At 66.7% G+C, this 16,138-nt stretch carries 18 protein-coding genes; 5 read left to right on the top strand and 13 right to left on the bottom strand.

Going from position 1 to position 16,138, the window contains the following annotated elements:
• Nucleotides 1–20: 20 nt before the first annotated feature.
• From WS69_RS06500 to WS69_RS06490, 3 genes are all read left to right on the top strand, one after another.
• Complete coding sequence (locus WS69_RS06500) at nt 21–749, top strand: DsbC family protein (RefSeq protein ID WP_059469984.1); 729 nt, start codon at nt 21–23, stop codon at nt 747–749.
• Between the two features lie 97 nt (nt 750–846).
• Nucleotides 847–2,676: a M61 family metallopeptidase gene (locus WS69_RS06495; RefSeq protein WP_059469983.1), complete on the top strand. Its 1,830-nt coding sequence runs from the start codon at nt 847–849 to the stop codon at nt 2,674–2,676.
• A gap of 137 nt (nt 2,677–2,813) precedes the next feature.
• Nucleotides 2,814–3,410 (top strand): FMN-dependent NADH-azoreductase, encoded by a 597-nt coding sequence (locus WS69_RS06490; RefSeq protein WP_059469982.1) that lies wholly within the window; start codon nt 2,814–2,816, stop codon nt 3,408–3,410.
• Between the two features lie 325 nt (nt 3,411–3,735).
• On the opposite strand, the gene WS69_RS06485 is transcribed toward WS69_RS06490, so the two are convergent.
• The 9 genes from WS69_RS06485 to WS69_RS34540 all read right to left on the bottom strand — a co-directional run bounded on the left by WS69_RS06485 (nt 3,736) and on the right by WS69_RS34540 (nt 11,238).
• Nucleotides 3,736–4,524: a uracil-DNA glycosylase gene (locus tag WS69_RS06485; RefSeq protein WP_059469981.1), complete on the bottom strand. Its 789-nt coding sequence runs from the start codon at nt 4,522–4,524 to the stop codon at nt 3,736–3,738.
• Between the two features lie 43 nt (nt 4,525–4,567).
• Entirely contained in the window at nt 4,568–5,209 is a 642-nt protein-coding gene (locus WS69_RS06480) for a CYTH domain-containing protein (protein ID WP_059469980.1), read from the bottom strand.
• 12 nt (nt 5,210–5,221) lie between these two features.
• Nucleotides 5,222–6,007: an indole-3-glycerol phosphate synthase TrpC gene (gene trpC, locus WS69_RS06475; RefSeq protein ID WP_059469979.1), complete on the bottom strand. Its 786-nt coding sequence runs from the start codon at nt 6,005–6,007 to the stop codon at nt 5,222–5,224.
• A 62-nt stretch (nt 6,008–6,069) separates the two neighbouring features.
• Nucleotides 6,070–7,101 carry an anthranilate phosphoribosyltransferase gene (trpD, locus tag WS69_RS06470; protein ID WP_059469978.1) on the bottom strand — a complete coding sequence of 344 codons (1,032 nt, stop codon included), beginning with the start codon at nt 7,099–7,101 and terminating at the stop codon, nt 6,070–6,072.
• A 17-nt stretch (nt 7,102–7,118) separates the two neighbouring features.
• Complete coding sequence (locus WS69_RS06465) at nt 7,119–7,709, bottom strand: aminodeoxychorismate/anthranilate synthase component II (protein WP_059469977.1); 591 nt, start codon at nt 7,707–7,709, stop codon at nt 7,119–7,121.
• Nucleotides 7,710–7,722: 13 nt separating this feature from the next.
• Nucleotides 7,723–9,216 carry an anthranilate synthase component I gene (gene trpE / locus WS69_RS06460; protein WP_059469976.1) on the bottom strand — a complete coding sequence of 498 codons (1,494 nt, stop codon included), beginning with the start codon at nt 9,214–9,216 and terminating at the stop codon, nt 7,723–7,725.
• 361 nt (nt 9,217–9,577) lie between these two features.
• On the bottom strand, nt 9,578–10,291 hold the full coding sequence (locus WS69_RS06450) for a phosphoglycolate phosphatase (RefSeq protein WP_059470014.1): 714 nt from the start codon (nt 10,289–10,291) through the stop codon (nt 9,578–9,580).
• A 5-nt stretch (nt 10,292–10,296) separates the two neighbouring features.
• The gene (rpe, locus tag WS69_RS06445; protein ID WP_059469974.1) at nt 10,297–10,983 is read right to left on the bottom strand and encodes a ribulose-phosphate 3-epimerase; all 687 of its coding nucleotides are present in this window, start codon (nt 10,981–10,983) and stop codon (nt 10,297–10,299) included.
• Nucleotides 10,984–11,028: 45 nt separating this feature from the next.
• The gene (locus WS69_RS34540) at nt 11,029–11,238 is read right to left on the bottom strand and encodes a hypothetical protein (RefSeq protein ID WP_082716003.1); all 210 of its coding nucleotides are present in this window, start codon (nt 11,236–11,238) and stop codon (nt 11,029–11,031) included.
• Between WS69_RS34540 and apaG the strand changes: the two genes are divergently transcribed.
• Nucleotides 11,164–11,538 (top strand): Co2+/Mg2+ efflux protein ApaG, encoded by a 375-nt coding sequence (apaG, locus tag WS69_RS06440; protein WP_006029800.1) that lies wholly within the window; start codon nt 11,164–11,166, stop codon nt 11,536–11,538. The two genes, WS69_RS34540 and apaG, sit on opposite strands and share 75 nt — an antisense overlap.
• A 41-nt stretch (nt 11,539–11,579) precedes the next feature.
• On the opposite strand, the gene WS69_RS34535 is transcribed toward apaG, so the two are convergent.
• On the bottom strand, nt 11,580–11,723 hold the full coding sequence (locus tag WS69_RS34535) for a hypothetical protein (protein WP_226382804.1): 144 nt from the start codon (nt 11,721–11,723) through the stop codon (nt 11,580–11,582).
• A 28-nt stretch (nt 11,724–11,751) separates the two neighbouring features.
• Here WS69_RS34535 and mltA point away from each other — a divergent pair, with 28 nt between their 5' ends.
• Nucleotides 11,752–12,870, top strand: a complete 1,119-nt coding sequence (gene mltA, locus WS69_RS06435) for a murein transglycosylase A (protein ID WP_059469973.1) — start codon at nt 11,752–11,754, stop codon at nt 12,868–12,870.
• Between the two features lie 532 nt (nt 12,871–13,402).
• On the opposite strand, the gene paaK is transcribed toward mltA, so the two are convergent.
• The 3 genes from paaK to paaG all read right to left on the bottom strand — a co-directional run bounded on the left by paaK (nt 13,403) and on the right by paaG (nt 15,996).
• Complete coding sequence (paaK, locus tag WS69_RS06430; RefSeq protein ID WP_059469972.1) at nt 13,403–14,701, bottom strand: phenylacetate--CoA ligase PaaK; 1,299 nt, start codon at nt 14,699–14,701, stop codon at nt 13,403–13,405.
• A 37-nt stretch (nt 14,702–14,738) separates the two neighbouring features.
• A complete protein-coding gene (gene paaI, locus WS69_RS06425; RefSeq protein WP_082716002.1) occupies nt 14,739–15,131 on the bottom strand; it encodes a hydroxyphenylacetyl-CoA thioesterase PaaI in 393 nt (130 codons plus the stop codon).
• A gap of 73 nt (nt 15,132–15,204) precedes the next feature.
• On the bottom strand, nt 15,205–15,996 hold the full coding sequence (paaG, locus tag WS69_RS06420) for a 2-(1,2-epoxy-1,2-dihydrophenyl)acetyl-CoA isomerase PaaG (RefSeq protein WP_059469970.1): 792 nt from the start codon (nt 15,994–15,996) through the stop codon (nt 15,205–15,207).
• Nucleotides 15,997–16,138: the final 142 nt, after the last annotated feature.

Here is a 16,138-nt window from a genome sequence, read left to right as displayed (position 1 = left end):
CGCTTTGAAGGAAGATTTGCATGAAAAAAACGATTCGTATCGCCACGCTCGCGCTGGCCGCCGCGACGGCGACGCTCGGCTGCACCGCGCAGGCCGATCAGACCACCGACAAGCTGAAGGTCGCACTGCAGTCTCGCCTCGGCGCCGACGCTCCGATCAAGAGCGTGACGAAGTCGCCGATCGCGGGTTTGTACGAGGTCAACCTCGGCTCGCAGATCGTCTATAGCGATGCGTCGGGCGACTACGTGCTGCTCGGCGAGCTCGTCAACACGAAGACGCACAAGAACCTCACGGCCGAGCGTCTCGCCGAGATCAACAAGATCGATTTCGCGAGCCTGCCGCTTTCTAACGCGATCAAGGTCGTGAAGGGCAACGGCGCGCGCAAGATCGCGGTGTTCTCCGATCCGAACTGCCCGTACTGCAAGAAGCTCGAGACGACGCTGCAGTCGGTCGACAACGTGACCGTCTATACGTTCCTGTATCCGGTGCTGTCGCCCGATTCGACGGTGAAGTCGAAGTCGATCTGGTGCGCGGGCGACCGCGTGAAGACCTGGCAGGCATGGATGCTCGAGCATCGCGCGCCTGCGAGCGCGGCGAGCTGCGACACGACCGCGCTCGACAAGAATCTCGCGCTCGGCCGCGGGATGAACGTGACGGGCACGCCGACCGTGTTCCTCGCCGACGGCACCCGCTTGCCGGGCGCCGTGTCCGCCGATGAACTGAATCAGGCGCTCGCCGGCGTCAAGTGACGCGGCGTTTCTTGCATCGCGAAGGAGGCGCCGGCGCTTGGCCGGCGCCTCTTTTCGTATTCGTTTCCGTTTCCGCTAGCCCCGACCGATTCCGACGATGAAGCCGATTCGCTACACGATCGTTCCGAAAGACCCCGCCGCCCACCTGTTCGACGTGACGCTCACGCTCGCCGATCCTGATCCGGCGGGCCAGCGCTTCACGCTGCCCGTCTGGATACCGGGCAGCTACATGGTGCGCGAGTTCGCGCGCAACATCGTGACGCTGCGCGCGTTCAACGACGTGGGCCGCAAGCTGCGGATCGACAAGACCGACAAGCAGACCTGGCAGGCCGCGCCGACGTCCGGATTGATCACGCTGCGCTACGACGTCTACGCGTGGGATCTGTCGGTGCGTGCCGCGAATCTCGATGACATGGGCGGCTTCTTCAACGGCACGAGCGTATTTCTTTCGCCGGTCGGCTGCGAAGACGCGCCGTGCGAGGTGACGATCGAGCGCCCGGCGGGCGATGCATATCGGCGCTGGCGCGTCGCGACCGCGCTGCCGGAGGCGCGCGGCACGAAGCGTTACGGCTTCGGCGCGTACCGCGCGGAGAATTACGACGAGCTGATCGATCATCCGGTCACGCTGGGCGAATTCGCGCTGACGACGTTCGAGGCGCACGGCGTGCCGCACGACGTCGCGATCGCGGGCCGCGTGGTCGGGCTCGATCTCGAGCGGCTCGCGGCCGATCTGAAGCGCGTGTGCGAAGCGCAGATCGCGCTCTTCGAGCCGAAGACGAAGCGCGCGCCGATGTCGCGCTACGTGTTCATGACGCAGGCGGTCAGCGACGGCTACGGCGGGCTCGAGCACCGCGCGTCGACCGCGCTCATCTGCAATCGCAGCGATCTGCCGGTGAAGGGGCGACCGGAGACGACGGAAGGCTATCGCACGTATCTCGGCCTGTGCAGTCACGAGTACTTCCACACGTGGAACGTGAAGCGGATCAAGCCGGCCGCGTTCGCGCCGTACGACCTGTCGCGCGAGCGCTATACGTCGCTGCTGTGGCTCTTCGAGGGCGTCACGTCGTACTACGATGACCTGATGCTCGCGCGCAGCGGCCTCATTTCGCAGGACGACTATTTCGCGATGCTCGGCCGCACGATCGGCGGCGTGCAGCGCGGCGCCGGCCGGCTCAGGCAGAGCGTCGCCGAAAGCTCGTTCGATGCGTGGATCAAGTACTACCGGCAGGACGAGAACGCGACGAACGCGATCGTCAGTTACTACACGAAGGGCTCGCTCGTCGCGCTCGCGTTCGATCTGGCGATCCGCGCGCAGACCCGCCATCGCAAGTCGCTCGACGACGTGATGCGACTCCTGTGGCAGCGCTTCGGGCGCGACTTCTATCACGGCAAGCCGCACGGCGTCGGCGAGGACGACGTGAAGGCGCTGATCGCCGAAGCGACGGGCGTCGACCTCGGCCGGCTGTTCGACGATGCGGTGTCCGGCACGCGCGATCTGCCGCTCGCCGCGCTTTTCGAGCCGTTCGGCGTGACGCTCGCGCCCGACACGGGCGCGAACGGTTCGGCCGGCGCGCCGCCGAAGCCGACGCTCGGCGCACGCACGCGAGGCGGCGCGGAATGCACGCTCGCGGCCGTCTACGAAGGCGGCGCCGCGCATCGCGCGGGGCTGTCGGCGGGCGATGCGCTCGTCGCGCTCGACGGACTGCGCGTGACGGGCTCGAATCTCGATGCGCTGCTCGCGCGTTATCGGGCCGGCGACAAGGTCGAGATTCACGCGTTCCGGCGCGACGAACTGCGCGTCGCGCGGCTCAAGCTCGACGGCCCGGAAGTCGCGCGCTACAAGCTGACCGCGCAGCCGAAGCCCGCCGCGGCACATGCGCACCGCGACGCGTGGCTCGGGCTGCCGGCGGCGCGTGGCAGGAAATAGCCGCGCCGAACCGGGCGTCGATTGTTTCGCTGTTGCAACAATCCGTCATCCGGCCGCCGCTTTTTCGCGGCGGCAACGATCCGCACAATGGCGTCACTCGCGCTGCACTTGGCGCAAACCAACCCCCGGAGCCCGACATGACGACCATTCTTCAGATCAATTCCGCCGCCCGCTCGCAAGGCGCCCAGTCGACGATGCTTGCCGACGAACTGACGGCGAAGCTGCAACAAAGCCACCCCGGCGCGACCGTCAAGGTCCGCAGCCTGCTCGCCGACGCGCTGCCGCACCTCGACGACGCGGTCCTCGGCGCATTCTTCACGCCGGCCGACCAGCGTACCGCCGAGCAGAACGCGATCGTCGCGAAGAGCGACGCGCTGATCGACGAACTGCGCTCGGCCGACGTGATCGTGATCGGCGCGCCGATGTACAACTTCGGCGTGTCGTCGCAGCTCAAGACGTACTTCGACTGGATCGCTCGCGCAGGCGTTACGTTCCGCTACACGGCGGAAGGCCCCGAAGGGCTGATCAAGGGCAAGAAGGTCTATGTGGTGTCGGCGCGCGGCGGCAAGCACGTCGGCATGCCGACCGACAGCCAGACGCCGTTCCTGCAGACGTTCCTCGCCTTCATCGGCATGACCGACGTGACGTTCATCTACGCGGAAGGTTTCGCGCTCGGGCCGGATGCGGCGAACGCTGCACTCGCGAACGCCCGCGAGACGATCGCCGCAGTTTGAGCGTCTTCGCCGGATAGCTGAAAAAAACGCCGCGGGCCGGAAGGTTCGCGGCGTTCTTGCTTGTGTCGACGATGCGCCGAATGTCGACGCGCCAACGCGGCCCGGCGTGCGCCCGCAAGTGAACGGGATGGTGCGCCGTTGCGGCATGCGGCGAAGCCGTCGAGCGCCGTCGGCGTGGCGCGCGGCCCGGCATGGGCCGTGGGAGGCACGACGACGCAACACGCCTCGGCGGCACACGAAAAAGCGATCGCGTCACGTCGCCGGCGAGCCGGGCTTCGATCGCCGTACATACGGCTCGCGCGCCGGCGAGCGTGTCGGCTCGTGCTCAAGCGAGCGTCTCGGCCTTTTCGGGCAGCCGCCAATCGATCGGCGCGCGCCCATGCTGCTTCAGATAGTCGTTGGCGAGTGCGAAATGGCGGCAGCCGAGAAAACCGCGATGCGCGGACAGCGGCGACGGATGCGGCGCTTCGAGCACGCAATGCTCGCTCGCATCGAAGAGCGCGCGCTTCGCCTGCGCATGCGCGCCCCACAGCATGAACACGAGGTGGTGATGGCGCGTCGCGAGCTCGTGGATCAGCGTGTCGGTGCATTTCTCCCAGCCGCGCTTCGCGTGGCTCGCGGCCGACGAGCGCTCGACCGTCAACACCGTGTTGAGCAGCAGCACGCCTTGCCGCGCCCACGTGTCGAGGCAGCCGTGGCGGGGCGTCTCGTAGCCGAAGTCGGCCGAGATTTCCTTGAAGATGTTGCGCAGCGACGGCGGCGGCTTCACGCCGGGCGGCACCGAGAACGCGAGGCCGTGCGCTTGCGGAATCCCGTGATCCTCGCCGTGATACGGGTCCTGGCCGAGGATCACGACCTTCACGTCGTCCGGATGCGTGAGCCGCAGCGCGCGGAACACGTCGGCCGGATAGACGGCCTTGCCCGCCGCGCGTTCGCCGTCGACGAAGCGGCAGAGCGGCGCATACGCGTCGCTCGCGATGAACGGTTCGAGAATCGCGCGCCAGTCGGGCGGCAGCGCATCGAATTGCGACGCGACGGACGGCGCGAAGGCGCCGTCTTTCGTTGCGGGCGGAGCGGGCGGGACAGGATCGTCGAACAGCGAAGGTTGTTGCATCGGGCGGGGCGGTGAGGGCTTGGTCATGCGGGGAAAAGGGCGGTCAGTCGGCGCGCAGCTCGCCGCCTCGCAACCGATAGCCGCGCTGCGCCTTGCTCAGGTTGTCCGGCGCGGCGCCGGGCAGCGCGGCGGCGACCGCTTCGGCGAGCGACGAGAGGGCTGCCGCGTCGCCGTCGACGAGCTCGAGTTCGATCTCGCAGATCGGCTCGCGGCGCACGTCGCCGTTGACTTGCGCGACGATCTCGCCGCGATCGAGCGCGGCCTCGATCGTTGCGCCCGCGTGCTCGATTCGCCACAGCGTGCGCGAGAAATCGGTGCGAAAGAGTGCGATGAGGCCGGGCGCGGCGGCGCGCAGCGCGTCGGCGGCTTGCTCGACGTCGCACGCGGCGCAGAGCGCGTCGATCTCGAGCGCCTCGCCCGCGACGGGCATCTCCCACTCATGGCGGCGATGCAGCCCGCCAACGGCTGCGCCGGCCGTCTTGAACGTCTGCAGCCAGCCTTGCGGCGCGAGCCGCAGCCGCAGTGCGCTTTTCGCACGTGCGAGCGCGAGCGTCGACGTGTCGAAGTAGACGTTCACGAGCGCGATCTCGCGGCCGGGCACGCCGGCGCGCGCGTCGAAGAAACGCCGCGCCGCGTCGATCTGCGCGGCGGGCAGCGCGAGCTTGATTTCCTGTTCGATCGCCATCGTGCGTCGCGCTCAGAAGAACATCCGCGCGAGCTCCGCGCCCGGATTCTCGGCGCGCATGAACGCCTCGCCGACGAGAAACGTGTGCACGCCCGCCGCTTCCATCCGTTCGACGTCCGCGCGCGCGAGGATGCCGGATTCGGTGACGACGATCCGGTCGTCCGGAATCGCGTCGAGCATGCCGAGCGTCGTGTCGATCGTCGTCTCGAACGTGCGCAGGTTGCGGTTGTTGACGCCGACGAGCGGCGTCTTCAGCGTGAGCGCTTCGTTCAGCTCGTCGCGATTGTGCACTTCGACGAGCACCGCGAGGCCGAGCGAATGCGCGTACGCCTCGAGATCCTGCATCAGCGGCGTGTCGAGCGCGGCGGCGATGAGGAGGATCGCATCCGCGCCCATCGCGCGCGCTTCGAGCACCTGATATGAATCAACGATGAAGTCCTTGCGCAGCACGGGCAGGCTGCACGCGGCGCGCGCTTCTTCGAGATAGCGCGCGCTGCCCTGGAAGAACCGCTCGTCGGTCAGCACGGACAGGCACGCGGCGCCGTGCCCGGCGTACGAGCGCGCGATGTCGGCCGGCACGAAGTGCTCGCGCAGCACGCCTTTCGACGGGCTCGCCTTCTTCACCTCGGCGATGACGGCGGCGCGACCCGCTGCATGCTGCTTCCGCAGCGCGCCGACGAAGTCGCGCGAATCGCGCGCCGACGCCTGCAGTTTCAGTTCTTCGAGCGGCGCGCTCTCGAGCGCGGCGGCGATCTCTTCGCGCTTGACGGCGATGATTTTGTCGAGGATGTCGCTCATGGGTTGTCCTGCGTGCTTGAATCGGGTTCGGTTGAGACTGAAGCTGAAGCCGAAGCGGTGCGTCAGTGCTTGAATTGCTGCGTGAAGCGCACCAGTTCGTCGACTTTCTCGCGGGCCTTGCCGCTCGCGATCGCTTCGCGCGCGAGCTGGATGCCGTCGGCGATCGAGCCCGCGACGTTCGCCGAATAGAGCGCGGTGCCGGCGTTCAGCGTGACGATCTCGCGCGCGACGCCGGGCTTGTTGCCGAGCGCTTCGAGCAGCATCGTGCGCGATTCCTCGGCGTTCTCGACCTTCAGCGTGCGGTTCGACACCATCTGCATGCCGAAGTCTTCCGGATGGATCTCGTACTCGCGCACTTCGCCGTCGCGCAGCTCGCCGACGAGCGTCGCCGCGCCGAGCGACACCTCATCCATCCCATCCTTGCCGTAGACGACGAGCACGTGCTGCGCGCCGAGCCGCTGCATCACGCGCACCTGGATGCCGACGAGATCCGGATGGAACACGCCCATCAGCTGGTTCGGCGCGCCGGCCGGGTTCGTCAGCGGGCCGAGGATGTTGAAGATCGTCCGCACGCCGAGCTCGCGGCGTACGGGCGCGATGTTGCGCATCGCCGGATGATGGTTCGGCGCGAACATGAAGCCCATCCCGGTCTCGTCGATCGACGCGGCCACTTGGTCGGGCTGCAGGTCGATGTTCACGCCGAGCGCCTCGAGCACGTCGGCGCTGCCGGACTTGCTCGACACGCCGCGATTGCCGTGTTTCGCGACCTTCGCGCCCGCCGCCGCCGCGACGAACATCGTCGCGGTCGAGATGTTGAACGTGTGCGAGCCGTCGCCGCCCGTGCCGACGATGTCGACGAAGTTCGCATTGTCCGCGACCTCGACGTGGCGCGCGAACTCGCGCATCACGGTCGCGGCGGCGGTGATCTCGCCGATCGTCTCTTTCTTCACGCGCAGGCCGGTGATGATCGCGGCCGACATCACGGGCGACATGTCGCCACGCATGATGAGCCGCATCAGGTGCAGCATTTCGTCGTGGAAGATCTCGCGATGCTCGATCGTGCGCTGCAGCGCTTCCTGTGGAGTGATGGTCATGATTCGGGCCGCCGTCGTTAAGCTGAATGAGCGGCTGCTTGCCGCGCTTCCTTCAGAAAATTCTCGAGGAGCGCGTGGCCGTGCTCCGACAGGATCGATTCCGGATGGAACTGGACGCCTTCGATGGGCAGCGTCTTGTGACGCACGCCCATGATCTCGCCGTCGTCGGTCCACGCCGTGATCTCCAGGCAGTCGGGCAGCGATTCGCGCTCGATCGCAAGCGAATGATAGCGGGTCACGTCGAAGTGCTTCGGCAGATCGGCGAACACGCCGCGGCCGTCGGTCTCGATCCGGCTCACCTTGCCGTGCATGATCGTCTTCGCGCGCACGACGCGGCCGCCGAACGCCTCGCCGATCGCCTGATGGCCGAGGCACACGCCGAGAATCGGCTTCCTGCCGGCGAATTCGCGCAGCACGTCGAGCGTGATCCCCGCGTGCTGCGGATTGCTCGGGCCGGGCGACAGGCAGATCGCGTCCGGATCGAGCTTCGCGATCTCGCCGAGCGTGATTTCGTCGTTGCGATAGGTGCGCACGTCTTCGCCGAGCTCGCCGAAGTACTGGACCAGGTTGTAGGTGAACGAATCGTAGTTGTCGATCATGAGCAGCATGGTCAGTCTCCGGTCAGAAATCGCTGTCGAGGCCGTCTTGCACCTGTTCGGCCGCGCGCAGCACTGCGCGCGCCTTGTTCTCGGTTTCCTGCCATTCGGATTCGGGCACCGAGTCGGCGACGATGCCCGCCGCCGCCTGCACGTACAGATTGCCGTTGTGGATGAGGCCCGTGCGGATTGCGATCGCGAGATCCATCTCGCCCGAGAACGACAGATAGCCGACCGCGCCGCCGTACAGGCCGCGCTTGACGGGCTCGAGCTCGTCGATCAGCTCCATCGCGCGGACCTTCGGCGCGCCGGACAGCGTGCCGGCCGGGAACGTCGCCCGCAGCACGTCGAAGTTCGTCATGCCGGGCTTCAATTTGCCTTCGACCGAGCTCACGATGTGCTGCACGTGCGAGTACTTCTCGATCACCATCTTGTCGGTCACGTGGACCGAGCCGATTTGCGCGATGCGGCCGACGTCGTTGCGCGCGAGGTCGATCAGCATCACGTGCTCGGCGATCTCCTTCGGATCGTTGAGGAGCTCGGTCGCGAGCTCTGCGTCGCGCTCGGGCGTGTTGCCGCGCGGCCGGGTGCCGGCGAGCGGGCGGATCGTGACGATCTGGTCGTCGCCGCGCTTTTCCCGGCGCACGAGAATCTCGGGCGACGCGCCGACGACATGGAATTCGCCGAAGTTGTAGTAATACATATAGGGCGACGGATTCAGCGAGCGCAGCGCGCGGTACAGCGACAGCGGATTGTCACGGTATGGCTTCGTCAGGCGCTGGCCGACCTGGATCTGCATCAGCTCGCCCGCCGCGATGTATTCCTTCGCCTGGCGCACGGCGGTCAGATAGTCTTCCTTCTTGAACTCGCGATAGATTTCGGTGCGCACGCTCGCCGACGTGACGGGCGGCACGACGCTCGCGCGCAGCCGCTGCTTCAGCTCGCGCAGCCGCTGTTTCGCCTTCGTGTACGCCTCGGGCTTCGCCGGATCGGCATAGACGATCAGGTAGAGCTTGCCGGCGAGGTTGTCGATGACGGCGACTTCCTCGGTCATCAGCAACTGGATGTCGGGCAGGCCGAGATCGTCGCGCGGCGCGGTGTGCGCGAGCTTCTTCTCGATGTAGCGCACCGCGTCGTAGCCGAAGTAGCCGGCGAGGCCGCCGCAGAAGCGCGGCAGGCCGGGGCGCTGCGCGACCTTGAAGCGATCCTGGAACTTCGCGATGAATGCGAAAGGATCGCCGTCGTCCGTCTCGACGACTTGTCCGTCCGTCACGACTTCCGACACGCCGTTCTTCGTGCGCACGAGCGTGTGCGCGGGCAGGCCGATGAACGAGTAGCGCCCGAAGCGCTCGCCGCCCACGACCGATTCGAGCAGGAACGAGTTGGCGCCGCCGCGTTCGGGCTGCGCGAGCTTCAGGTACAGCGAGAGCGGCGTTTCGAGGTCGGCCAGCGCTTCGGCGATGAGCGGAATGCGGTTGTAACCTTCGTTGGCGAGCGATTGGAATTCGAGTTCAGTCATGTTCCGGTCCTGTCGTCGGGACGATCGGCGCGGTGCGCCGGGGATCGCGTGGCGCTGCGCTGCGCCCGGAGCACGGCCCCTCGCGGGGCGGGTCGGACGAACCGGCGGATGCTGTGCCTGGCGATCGTGCGCCGCGCGCCGACAGGCAGCCCGAACGCGAAGCGTTCGACAGCGGCGAAGCTGGCAAGTTGGACGACGATCGGGGGCGCGGACGCGCAGCGAAACAAAAAACGGGGCTGAAGACGAGCTTCAGCGTACCTCATCGAGGTTAGCGCGACCAGCGACGCCAGGGCCAGGCTCCCCGGTCGATGCTGCTCAGACTCCGTTTTTTGTTCAGAAACATGCGGATGGAAGAAAAAAGTCAGATGGCTGATCTTGCCGAATTGTGCGCGGCAATGGCTTGCGCGGCGGCGAGAAGCGAATCGACTATACCATCCGAATTTATCGTTTGTATAGCCTTGCCGTGGTTGTAGCCGTACGGCACCGTGAGCGTCGCCGTCCCGGCCGCGCGGCCCGCGAGCGCGTCGTTCTCCGAATCGCCGATCGCGACCGTCGCGCGTGGCGCGACGCCGAGCGCGTCGCATGCGGCGAGCATCGGCGCCGGATCGGGCTTCTTGCGCGGCACGCTGTCGCCGCCGAACACCGCGGAGAAGTAGCCGGAGAGCCTGTATTGCGCGAGCAGCTCGACCGCGAACCGGTATGGCTTGTTCGTCACGCATGCGAGCTTCAGGCCCGCATCGTGCATCGCTTGCAAGCCCGCCTCGACGTCCGGGTAGAGCCGCGTGTGGCGGCCGTTGATCTTCGCGTATTCGGCCTGGTAGAGCGCGAGCGCTTCGTCGAAGCGCGCTTTCGCTTCGTCTTCCGAAAAGCGCGGCGCCAGCACGCACTGGATCAGGTTCTCCGAGCCCTTGCCGACGTAGTGCATCACTTCCTCGCGCGTCGTCTCCTCCGCGTCGAGCTGCGCGAGCATCGCGTTCAGGCCGGCCGTGAAATCGTCTGCGGTATCGACCATCGTGCCGTCGAGGTCGATGAGCGCCGCGTCGATGCGCGGCGTGTCGAGGGCGAGCATCGTCATCGCGGTCACGCGCGCTTGACGGTCGCGAGCGCGTCGCGCATCTCGCCGATCACCTGACGATAGTCGGGCTTGCCGAAGATCGCCGAGCCCGCGACGAACGTGTCGGCGCCCGCCGCGGCGATTTCGGCGATGTTGTCGGCCTTCACGCCGCCGTCGATTTCCAGATGGATCTCGCGGCCGGTACGCGCGGTGTGCGCATCGATCCGGGCGCGGGCTTCGCGCAGCTTGTTGAGCGCCTCGGGAATGAACGACTGGCCGCCGAAGCCCGGATTCACCGACATGATGAGCACGAGATCGACGCGGTCCATCACGTGGTCGAGGTAATTGAGCGGCGTCGCCGGATTGAACACGAGGCCCGCTTTGCAGCCGTGGTCGCGGATGAGGCCCAGCGTGCGGTCGATGTGGTCCGACGCTTCCGGGTGGAAGCTGATCAGGTTCGCGCCCGCCTTCGCGAAATCCGGCACGATCCGGTCGACGGGGCGCACCATCAGGTGCACGTCGATCGGCACCTGCACGTGCGGGCGGATCGCCTCGCAGACGAGCGGGCCGATCGTCAGGTTCGGCACGTAGTGGTTGTCCATCACATCGAAGTGGATCCAGTCGGCGCCGGCGGCGACCACGTTGCGGACCTCTTCGCCGAGCCGCGCGAAGTCGGCCGACAGGATGCTGGGGGCGATGCGGAATTGCGTCATGAGCGGAAAGAGCGTGGGGAGCGTTGCGATGCGAAAGGTGTCATTCTACCGCTGCGGCGCGCGCTGCCCGGTTGCGGGCCGGAGCCTCATCAAGCAGAATGCCGAACCAAAGCGGCGCGTCGGCCGCGCGGGGCGGGCGCCCCGGCGTCGGCTGCGCCGGGCGACCTCGACGAGACCACCATGAGCCAGTATCGATTCAGCGTGTCGGTGAAGACCAGCTATCTGCCGGAACAATCCGACCCCGAACGCCGTCAATATGCATTCGCGTACACGCTGACGATCCGGAACACGGGCCAGGTCGCGGCGCAGTTGATCGCACGGCACTGGATCATCACGGACAGCGAAAGCCAGGTGCAGGAGGTGAAGGGGCTCGGCGTCGTTGGCCACCAGCCGCTCCTGCAGCCGGGCGAGCAGTTCGAGTACACGAGTTGGGCCGTGATCGCGACGCCCGTCGGCACGATGCGGGGCGCGTATTTCTGTGTCGCGGAGGACGGCGAGCGCTTCGAGGCGCCCGTTGACGAATTCGCGCTGCACATGCCGCGCACGTTGCATTGAGTGTGCCGCGTCGCCGGGTCACGGGAGATTCAAGGGCGCTGTCAGCGCTGGGGCTTGTCGTGCCGGCTGGGTTGCTTCTTCTTGCCTGAAGTCGTCCAGACGACGATGAAGACGAGCAGGGCGAGCGCCAGCAACGATTCCAGCGCGAAAATGAGCATTGGGTATTGGTCGAGCAGATCGGACATGGCGGTTTCCATCAACAACGGATATTGTATGGGTTTTAGCCGGCGGTTTGCCGGGTGGGCGGCAGCCATGGCGGCTGCGGCGCTCCTCGCCGCTTGCGGCGGCACGCCCGTGCGGCAGGGTTCGCGGCCGACGGGCGTCGCGATGGTACCAGGGCAGGTCGCGGCTGCGCGACTCACGCCCGTCGCATGGCAGCAGGTGCCGGGCTGGCAGGACGACAGCCTGATCGGCGCGACGATCGCGCTGCGGCAGAACTGCGCGCGCCTCGCGCGGCAGGCGACCTGGCAGCGCGCATGTGCGGCGGCCGCTCGGATCGACGATCTCGACGTCGGCAGCGCCCGCACCTTCTTCGAGACATATTTCACGCCATTTCAGTTCGCGAACAACGACGGCACGCTCGACGGCCTCGTGACCGGCTACTACGAGCCGCTGCTGCACGGCTCACGGGTGCGGCGCGGCCAGTATCAGTACGCGCTCTATCGCTGGCCTGCGGGCTACCGCACAGGCGCTTCGATGCCGGCGCGGTCGCAGCTCATGCGCTCGGGCGCGCTGAACGGCAACGAGCTCGTGTGGGTCGACGATCCGATCGAGGCGTTCTTCCTGCAAGTGCAGGGTTCGGGCCGGGTCGTCCTCGATGACGGCGCGGTGATGCGAGTCGGCTACGGCGGCACCAACAACCAGCCATACCGCTCGATCGGCAAGTGGCTGCTCGATCACGGCGAACTCGGCGCCGGACAGGCGACGATGCAGGGGATCAAGGCGTGGGCGCGCGCGAATCCGTCGCGGGTCGACGCGCTGCTCGACACGAATCCGCGCTTCGTATTTTTCCGCGAGATGCCGTCGCAGGAGGACGTGCCGCATGGCGGCGCGGACGGTCCCGTCGGCGCGCTCGGCGTGCCGCTCACACCGGAGCGCTCGATCGCGGTCGACCCGTCGTCGATTCCGCTCGGCACGCCAGTGTTCCTGCAGACGACGCGTCCGATGACGAATTCGCCGCTCAATCGCCTCGTGTTCGCGCAGGATGTCGGGACTGCGATCAAGGGCGGCGTGCGCGCCGACTACTTCTGGGGGCTCGGCGACGACGCGGGCGATCAGGCCGGCCGGATGAAGCAGACCGGGCGGATGTGGTTGCTCTTTCCCAATTCGTGAACCGTTCGTGAGCATTCGGGGGCGAGTGACGATTGCTCGATCGCGTGAGCTTTGCGTTCGGTCGGCGGCAGATCGCGCGCCGCGTTTGCCCGTTTATCGGGAGCGCGGCGCGTCTTGTTTTTTGGGCTGTCGGTGGTGCGGCGGCGGCACGAGGTGGCGCCTATCGCGGGGGCCGCAATCGAAGCGTTTTGCGGAATCGGGGCATTCGTGTGCCAGGAAGTTCGGCGCATGGGAACGCGGGGCGCGAAGGGCTATGGCGTTCCGGCGGGCGAGTTTCCAAGGCTCCATTGTTCTTGGGACGGTTGCGCGACCCGGTGCCGGGGCGCCAGGGCTTGGGACCAGGCCCTCAGTGCAGAGGCTCCAACGCAGCGGGCCGAGGCTCAGACGGCTGAGCCTCGGCGCAGGGCTCAGATGGCGAAAGCGATCAAGGCCGCGATAGCGGCTCGAACGACCACCCTCGAACTGCGCGAGACACAGCCAGGCGGCGGCGGGACGCGCGTGCCAATTCCGTCCCGCCGCCCGCGCGCAATCGTCACGACCGCCGCTTGTCGACGATCCGCCGAGCCTTGCCGACCGAGCGCTCGATGCCGTTGACGGGCAGCACGTTGATGATCGCCGTCACGCCGATCAGCGACTTGATGTCGTGTGCGAGCGCCTTGCGCGCGGCGTCGATGGTGGCGGCGTCCGGCGCCGTCTCAGGGCAGGGCTCGACGTTGAGCGTCAACACGTCGAGCGGCCCGTCCTTCGTCAACACGACCTGATAGTGCGGCGCGAGCGCGCGCTGCTTCAGCAGTTGTTCCTCGAGCTGGGTCGGAAACACGTTTACGCCGCGCACGATCATCATGTCGTCCGAACGGCCGGTGATCTTTTCCATCCGCCGCATCGTGCGTGCGGTGCCGGGCTGCAGGCGCGTGAGATCGCGGGTCCGATAACGGACGATCGGCATGGCTTCCTTCGTGAGCGACGTGAACACGAGCTCGCCGAACTCGCCGTCCGGCAGCACGTCGCCGGTGTCGGGATCGATGATCTCCGGGTAGAAGTGATCTTCCCAGATCGTGGGGCCGTCCTTCGTTTCGACGCATTCCGACGCGACCCCCGGACCGATCACTTCGGAGAGCCCGTAGATGTCTACGGCGTCGATGCCCATGCGTTTCTCGATCGCGCCGCGCATGTCGTTGGTCCACGGTTCCGCGCCGAAGATGCCGATGCGCAGCGAGCACTGCGCGGGATCGAGGTGCTGACGCTCCATCTCGTCGGCGATCGACAGCATGTAGCTCGGCGTCACCATGATGATGTCGGGCCGGAAGTCCTGAATCAGTTGCACTTGCTTTTCCGTCTGCCCGCCGCCGAACGGAATGACCGTGAGCCCGGCACGTTCCGCGCCGTAATGGGCGCCGAGCCCGCCCGTGAAGAGGCCGTAGCCGTAGCTCACGTGGACCTTGTCGCCCAGTCGCGCGCCCGCTGCGCGGATCGAGCGGGCGACGAGATTGGCCCACGTGTCGATGTCGTGAGCCGTGTAGCCGACCACGGTCGGCTTGCCGGTCGTGCCCGACGACGCGTGAATGCGCGAAATGCGCTCCCGCGGCACGGCGAACATGCCGAACGGGTAATTGTCGCGGAGGTCGTTCTTCGTCGTGAACGGGAAGCGGCCCAGGTCGGCGAGCGTTTTCAGATCGCTTGGATGAACACCCGCCGCATCGAACTTGCGCCGATACACAGGCGAATTTTCATACGCGTGTGCGAGTGACCATTTCAGGCGTTTGAGCTGAAGCGCGAGCAGTTCGTCGCGGCTCGCCCGTTCGATCGGTTCGAGCGGAAGCGAGGTTGCCATGATGTCTCCAATCTATTTATGGATGCGTGCGTGGACGCTATCGGTCTACAGGGATCACGGTCCCTTCGATTTGGGTCGATTTGCCGCGGAACATCGCGACGGCTTTTCCTGCCTGGTTCGTCACGCGGATATCGTAGATGCCGTGCCGGCCGTTCAGCGTCTGTTCGGTCGCTTCCGCAGTGAGCACGTCGCCGACCGTGACCGGCCGCAAGAATTCGATCGAGCAGCCGGCCGCGACGGTGTTGATGTTGTACGAGTTGCACGCGAACGCGAATGTCGAGTCCGCGAGCGCGAAGATGAGCCCCCCATGACAGATCTGGTGGCCGTTCAGGAAATCCGGGCGCACCGGCATGCGCATGCGCGCGTAACCCGGCCGCACCTCGAGAAGCTCCATGCCGAGCCCGCGGCTGCAGGCGTCCGCTTCGTACATCGCTTGGGCGGTCGCACGGGCGAGCGCTTCGGCGGACAGTTCGGCGGCGATCGATGCGGCGTGGTCGGCCATCTCAGCGTCCCTCAAAGTGGGGAGCGCGTTTCTCGATGAACGCGCGTGCCCCTTCCGCGTAGTCATACGATTGCCCGAGTTCGCGCTGAAGGTCGCGTTCGAGATCGAGCTGCTGGTCGAGCGTGTTGGTGATGCCCACACGCATCGCTTGCTTGATCGCGGCGATTGCGCGCGTCGGCTGCTGCGCGAGTTGTCGGGCGAGCTGTGCGGCGGTACCGGCCAGTTCAGCATCGTCGACGACTCGCCAGACGAGCCCCCAGCGCTCTGCCTGCTCCGCACCGAGCTTGTCGCCCATCAGCGCGAGGCCGAGCGCGCGGGCGAAGCCGACGCGCTGCGGCAGGAACCACGTGCCGCCCGAATCGGGAACAAGGCCGATCTTCACGAACGACTGAATGAAGCTGCTCGATTTCGCCGCGATGACGAGATCGCACGCGAACGCGAGATTGGCGCCCGCGCCCGCCGCAGTGCCGTTTACGGTGGCGATGACGGGCAGCGGCAGTGCCTGCAGGCGGCGAATGAGCGGGTTGAAGTGCTCTTCGATCATGGCGCCGAGGTCGGTCATCGCACCCGGCGTGAAATCGAGATCGGCGAGATCCTGGCCCGCGCAGAAGCCACGTCCCGCGCCGGTGAGAATCAGTGCGCGCGCGTTGGCGGCCTGCACGTCGTCGAGCGCCGACTGCAACTCACGGTGCATCTCGCGCGTAAAGCTGTTGAGCTTGTCGGGGCGATCGAGCGTGATTGTCGCAACGTGTGTCGCCTGATCGATTTCGACGCGAATCGCTTGGTAGGACATCGATTGCCTCCTTATATCTTCGAAATGAAACGGGATGCGCCCTTCGTCTGCTTGCCGTGCCTTACACGCGTTCGATCGCGATCGCGATGCCCTGACCGACGCCGATGCACATCGTGCACAGCGCATAGCGGCCGTTCGTGCG

It is taken from the genome of Burkholderia sp. BDU5 (assembly GCF_001522845.1).
In the GTDB taxonomy this organism is placed as follows: Bacteria; Pseudomonadota; Gammaproteobacteria; order Burkholderiales; family Burkholderiaceae; genus Burkholderia; species Burkholderia mayonis.
Note: the sequence above shows the minus strand (reverse complement) of the source record. Positions and strands in the feature narration are given on the sequence as shown.